The organism is Coprobacter fastidiosus, from assembly GCF_982245605.1.
The window spans coordinates 93,765-100,446 of sequence record NZ_CEVCIF010000006.1 but is presented as its reverse complement, the minus strand read 5'-3'; the positions used below and the strand labels follow the sequence as shown (position 1 = coordinate 100,446).

General features: G+C 36.6%; 4 protein-coding genes. 2 read left to right on the top strand and 2 right to left on the bottom strand.

From position 1 onward, the window contains the following. Positions 1-337 precede the first annotated feature (337 nt). The gene (locus AC0UMU_RS03050) at positions 338-583 is read left to right on the top strand and encodes a putative phage abortive infection protein (RefSeq protein WP_278715273.1); all 246 of its coding nucleotides are present in this window, start codon (positions 338-340) and stop codon (positions 581-583) included. Positions 584-609: 26 nt separating this feature from the next. Next, positions 610-2,169, top strand: a complete 1,560-nt coding sequence (locus tag AC0UMU_RS03045) for a PDDEXK family nuclease (protein WP_288641402.1) — start codon at positions 610-612, stop codon at positions 2,167-2,169. 152 nt (positions 2,170-2,321) lie between these two features. Here AC0UMU_RS03045 and AC0UMU_RS03040 read toward each other — a convergent pair whose 3' ends face one another. Further along, a complete protein-coding gene (locus tag AC0UMU_RS03040) occupies positions 2,322-3,857 on the bottom strand; it encodes a calcineurin-like phosphoesterase C-terminal domain-containing protein (RefSeq protein ID WP_278715279.1) in 1,536 nt (511 codons plus the stop codon). Next, positions 3,854-6,670 carry a M16 family metallopeptidase gene (locus AC0UMU_RS03035; protein ID WP_288641400.1) on the bottom strand — a complete coding sequence of 939 codons (2,817 nt, stop codon included), beginning with the start codon at positions 6,668-6,670 and terminating at the stop codon, positions 3,854-3,856. Before AC0UMU_RS03035 ends, AC0UMU_RS03040 begins: the two co-directional genes overlap by 4 nt. Positions 6,671-6,682: the final 12 nt, after the last annotated feature.

The following is a 6,682-nucleotide window of genomic DNA, read 5'->3' as shown; positions in this document are numbered from 1 at the left end:
TACACCCAATATTTGGAATAGCAAAAGATATTCAGAAAGATTTAGATTTACTATGCACTCCAAATAGTATATGATTATCAGTAATTTGCAATTTTATGATATTTTTTGAATATGTAGGTTCGAGAGCCTCCCTCTCCGCAAATCTTAAATAAACAATACCTAATACTTAATTGTATTAAAGAAAAGTCGAAACAGACAAATTATATTCACAAACAAATTTAATTCTCCGAAAAAGCACTTCCTAAATACCGATAAGATCGTATTTTACGGAGGACATCAATCTAAATCAGGCTACTATTTCAGATATATTTATAGAACTTATAAAATATATTGACGAATGCCCTTATTTAGACTTTCAACAAAAAAATCTTATGCGAAAATGTATCGAGCACAACTCACAACTTATGAACAGGCTCTATTTTTCTTTAATTCGATGTCAAGTCTGGGAAAACCTTGGAGAGAAAAAAAAGAAAACAAAAAATACTTAATTGAGAAATATGAATTAATAAAAAACATACCTCCTCGTTTTTTAGGAGAAATAGACGTCAAAGACTTTTATTCTGAAATGGAATATGAGTTCTAATATTTTTCTATCATAAACCATATAATATGAGTAACAGACAGTATAATAATATTGAAGATACGATAAGAAATTGGTTGGCTCAAAACCTCTCATTCATTGCTCCGGAATTATCATTGATACGAACAGAATTCCCTTTGCCCGATCACATCGGTAGCAAAGGCTTCATTGATATTCTGGCTAAAGACGTATTCAACAATTTTGTTATCATCGAAGTTAAAAGGGCTAATAACTCGGCGAGAGATACTATAACAGAAATTCTTAAATACCATGCACTTATAAAACAAAAATATAAAGCTAAAGACGGAGAAATTCGCATTATAATTATTTCTACTCACTGGTCTGAAATAATAAGGGCTTTTTCTGAACTTGTCAATAACACGACCTATGCAATTAAAGGATATAAAATCGAAATCGATCCGGTCTCATTTATCCCTTATTCCATAGAAGAACAACAAGCTTTACCTCCTAACATTTTTGACAGACACTTTCCAAGAACATATTCGCTCAATCTCTTTTATACTAAAGAAAAAAGGGAATTGTTTAGACAAACATTCGAATCATTGTGCGCTCAGGCCCATATTTCCGATTATGTAATGATATATATGGATTCTACTCATAAAATCATATATCCGTATGCATCTGTCTTTACCTGGCAAAAAATGAGCGATACAGAACTAATTAAAAAAATAGGACTTATAACCAGTAATATTTTTGAAAACGAAACCGATTCATATGAAACGAAGGAGGAATATACCCAGCACTTAGAAGAAGAATTGATTATCGCTTTGTGTAAAAAAGCAAATTATGATGCCAGTGAAGCCGGATATCCTGAAAAATTCGACGCCGAACTAAGTGCTGGAAACTGGATGATACCCACTATTTATAAATATGGTATATTTGCAGATGACCCTAGATATAACAATGAAATGCTTATATCCGAGATCAAAGGACTGGACGGCAACAGCTATGAGCGCTATTATTTTATAGGAGAATCTTCTCAAGAAAAACGAATTACTGAAGCATTGGAGAAAAGTATCAATTGTCTGTCCAATACAGAAGCTTGGTATCAATTAATATCGTTCAGACTAAAGCAGATATTAATCAAAAAAGAAAAGGTCAGGATAGGCTTATATATCTATAATCCACAATCGACTCTTCGCGCTTTAGCTTTTGCCGCAACATTGAATTATGAAGATTACGCACCTTTCTATCAATTGATAATCGTATATACCGATCAACCGACTATTGAAATTTATAATGGAGATATTGCTTGGAACGGGAAAAAAAACAACTATTCCATTCTTAACAGAAAAAGTTCTCCTTTCGACACTCTTATGAAAATGCAATTAGGTTTACTCGATGATGAACTGATCTTAACATTATCCAACTTATATTTTTCCTCAAAAAAGATCGTCATACAAGACGGTAACTCAATTTTCAATAGTTATATAAAATATGACGAGGATACCGATTCTTTAGTCATAGACAAAAGAGATAAAAGATCAATATCCGATTATTATAAACAAAAGCCAAACATAATAGAGGAGTTAATCTCGATTTACCGAACCTACTCAAATTATATATAGAGCTCTTAAAGGCCATCTAAATCTGATCCGGGTAAAATATCCTCATAAATAGCCGGTTCTCCTTTCAAGAGGAGAACCGTACCGACACCGTTAACAACGTTATAGCCCGGAAGAAAACGTAAAGACGAGCTGATAATATTTTAGACGAACTCTTAACGCCTTTTTCTCCAATCGAATGGAGTATCAGGATCTTCGATACGAACTATTCGAACACCGGAAACAGAAAACCCATAAGTATCTTTCGCCTCGATACGTATCGGATATATACCCGGCATAAGGTTCTCCGGCAATCTAAAATGCCATAAATGTGTAGATGCACTTTTCCGTAAAGGACTCCTACGGCTTATTTTTGTAGGATATATTTTATCTTTATACCACTGATTTTGTCTGGTAACCGTAGGTGCTGTTACTTCAACTTTTTCCATACGAACAGGTAGAGTATTGCCTATTTGTATACTAACTTCCGTACTATCCGACCCTCCATATATATTAGCAAAAATCTCTCCTCGTGCAAACTCTCGAAAATCTTTCACATGCCGATCTATTGTATCGCAACCTTGCACCCATATATCCATTTGCCTTTCAGAATCCAAACCGACTCCTTTAAAATGTATCTGATAATCATCAGGAGAAAATTCTATCGTAAAATAGTTACGAGGAGCACCGCACTGCATTAAAGCCGACGGAACTCCGAGCCAGTCTTTCTCTCCGACCCACCAATGTCCGCAAGTAGCACCGGCAACCAGTTCCTGCATTACAGCATTTCCTATCGGTATAAAATGCCGGCTGACTCTATGAGTATGTCCCGACAAAGCAAATAACTTATTTCTCCCACTTAACAAAGTTTTCAGATCTTCGATATTCTCGGTATGCACCAAAGGTATATGTTGACAAAAGACGACAAAACGATCTTTCGGTACATAAGACAAATCATTTTTTATAAAGGTCATCTGCCGATCGGAAATACGTGCCTTATACCCTCTTTTACTATCCGGAGCTACATTATTTAAAATAATAAAATGGACATTTCCATAATTAAATGCATAAGCTGAAGCCCCGAAATAACAATTAAAAAGAGAGTCTTGTAATGTATATCCGTTCGTAATCCGATCATGATTTCCGGGAAGTACCCAAGATGGTATTTCCGTACAACGAATCATCTCACGTACATCTTCGAAAAGTTCAAGACGGTTATTTACCAAATCTCCCAACCATACAGCCAACTGAATATCCTTTCTCCCGGCAAGTTCAGGTATAATAGTTTGATTAGCATAATCAAGTTCTTGAGGATTTCCCATTTGTATATCTCCGATAGCGCCCAATGTAAAATGTTCCGGCTGTTTTTCTTTCTTCAGAGCAAAATCCACTTTATCTTTCGATTGCCTTGTTTTAAAAAGGAAATCGGAACTTCTGATTATATCTCCGGACGAAGAAGTGTATCCTGAAGGGAAGATAGGGAAAAGGCTTTCTCCGTCCACTACCGATATAGAAAAGTTTCCATCTTTATCCGTAAGAACCACATCTCTTCCATTCGATACCGGAACAGCCTTTATTCCGTGTTCCGATCGGTCTTGAATACCATTACCATTTTTATCTAAAAAAACTTTTCCCGATATAATATTCTGTGCGGTCAAGGGCACAAAACAGGCTAAATATACAGGAAATAGGAAATATTTAATGCTTTTCATTCTTTATCGTCTTTAGGTAATAGAACTGCTTTTACAACCGGAGTTTTCAAAAAACATTTGCGAATATGATCTGCGACATCTTCACTTGTTATATTCTTCACTCGAGCTTCATAATCCGTTATATGTTTCCAATCAGGAATATTATTATACAATGTATTACGTATCTGCGTAGTCCAAAAAGAACTTCTTTGCTTTGTTATTTTCCAATCTTTTATAAGATTCGTCTTAACATCTTCCAATTCACCAGAAAAAGAGTCCGGATCATCACACATATTTCCGATAACGAGAAAAGTGCTATCGACCAATGCCTGCACATTATCTGGCAAACAACTGAAGCTTATCGTTTCACGGCATAAGGCCGAAGGATGCTGAGTAGCTCCGACCGATACCCCAACACTGTAAACCATTCCCATTTTTTCTCTTAAGACTGCCAACAATTTCATACGCAGAATTCCTTTTGCTACATCATTCTTTAAATTCAGATCCATAATATTCCCGTCAATACTATCTTGCTGAAATATCAAAGAAACAACAGCCTTGGGTGAATCTCCGGCTTTGCGGCTAAAAACAACCGGTTCAACAGGAATTTTACCACCTTTATGTACATATTCCATGCATGATTCTCCGGTCGGCAATCCTCCGAGATAAGTTTCGATAAAAGGCTCTATATCTTGTAACGAGTTATCTGAAGTAATGATAAAAGTGTACCCTTCCGCCGCACCGAAACAATGATTATAAGCCGGCAACAGCCATTCGGCTTTTACTTCATTCTCAATAATAGTATCCGATATTTCCCGATCGGTATAATCAGGAGTCCGTAAAATGTTTCTTAACTCCATATTAAATAAATCCGCATCGGTTTTACGTATCGTTCGGTATTTTTCGATGCTCTTATCCATCACCTGCCGTAATAAATCCATATCGACTTTAGGTTGAGTCCACCTCAAAAAAAGTAATTGGAACATCGTTTCCATTTGATCTATCTTAGAGGTCGCTATAACACCCGAACGGTGTTTCTCCACCAAGAAACGACAAGAAACATCTTTACCTGACAAGAAATAACTAAGGGCATCCCTCGAAAATTCACCCGCTCCACTCAATGGAATTACAGATCCTGAAAAAATACCCGAAACATAACGTGTCGAGTCTAATGCATAAAGGCCGCCTTTACGAAAACCGCTAACCACGATCCGGTCTTTATCTAAAGAATTATTCTTAAAAATCACTTTTACACCATTAGACAGGATCAACTCCTGAGCATCGATCTCGTCAATACTTCTACGTCCCACGATTTTCCCACCTCCCGGTTTTTCCGGTAATAATTGATCAGGCACTTCAAATTGCAGGACATAAGGAGCAAGGGTTTCTTTTTTCACTTGTTCAAAGATCGAAAGGAGTTTTCGGTCATCCGGAAATTCATCTTTATTCTTTTCGGATGAAGTAATCAGATAGTGCGGCAATGCCGACCGTTCTAATTTTTGTAACTGTTTTACCAACATCGAAGAGTCTATTTGTGCTATGAATTTTCTTGCCATACGATACTCTTCGGCCGGGGTAAATATTTGATGACCGATATAAAAATTTTGATACATTTCCTCGATAAAAGAAGAAGACTGTTCCGGATTTTTAGACTCTGCCCTACGACGCAATGTATTTAAAAGCCGTTTTTTTTCTTTATCTATTTCTTTCTTGGAAAAACCATAACGAACCATACGCTCGGTTTCTCTGGCAAATTCTGTAATACCGGCTCCTATTTTTCCCGGAATCAATTCAACGGAAGCAAATAGTCCTCCTTTAATATTCAGAAAAGAAGAATGGGACAAACTCGCCCCATTAAACGGGACATCATCAAAAGTAAGAGCATTATAACGAGCTTTTGTCAATCTGTTGAGCATGGCCCGCTGTAAATAATTTTTATAATCTTTTTCGGTTTGCACCGGATCAGGCATCGGCAAAAGGCGAATAATATTCAACTCCTCTTTTTTTAACGAAGGGTGAGCAACTCTCTTAACCGATACGCTATCATAATCATCAATAGCATAACTCGGTATCTCTTTTACAGATCCATTTTTTAAAGAACCGAATTTTTCAACAATCAAGTTTTTTACATACTCCGAGTCTACATCTCCGGCAACAGCAACAGCCATAAGTCGAGGTGCATACCAATCTCGATAATAATTTTTAATTTCTTCATGTTTAAAATGCCGGATAACTGCTGTATCTCCAATTGTTTTTCGCTTCGAATAACGCGAACCGTTCAATATTTCCATCAAAAATGCCTCACCAATCTCGCTTTCAGGTCCGGTTCTGGAAAGCCACTCAGACAAAATTACCCCTCTCTCCTTCTCTATTTCCAAGCTATCAAGCAGCAAATGTCCCGCCCAATCGGCTAAAATCGTAATAGTACTATCGACCATCTGTCGGTCTGAAGAAGGAAGCTGTAATTTATAGACAGTTTCATTCATCGAAGTATGGGCATTCAAATCTTTTCCGAACTTCGCACCATGAGATTCCAAAAAACGAATCATGGAATTTCCTGGGAAATGTGTTGTCCCATTAAAAGCCATGTGTTCAAGAAAATGTGCTAACCCTTTCTGATCCTCCGTCTCGAATACCGATCCCGACTTTATAAAAAGTCGATATATAGCCTCTCCTTTCGGATAATCATTAGGATAAATATAATATGTCAACCCGTTAGATAATTTTCCCTTGATAAGATTCGGATTTTGCGGTATTTTTTTCGCACTGACCGAAAACAGTGTACCACTGATCAAAAAGAATAGCAGAAGTATTTTTTTTATTAAATCAATCATATAAGAATAGCA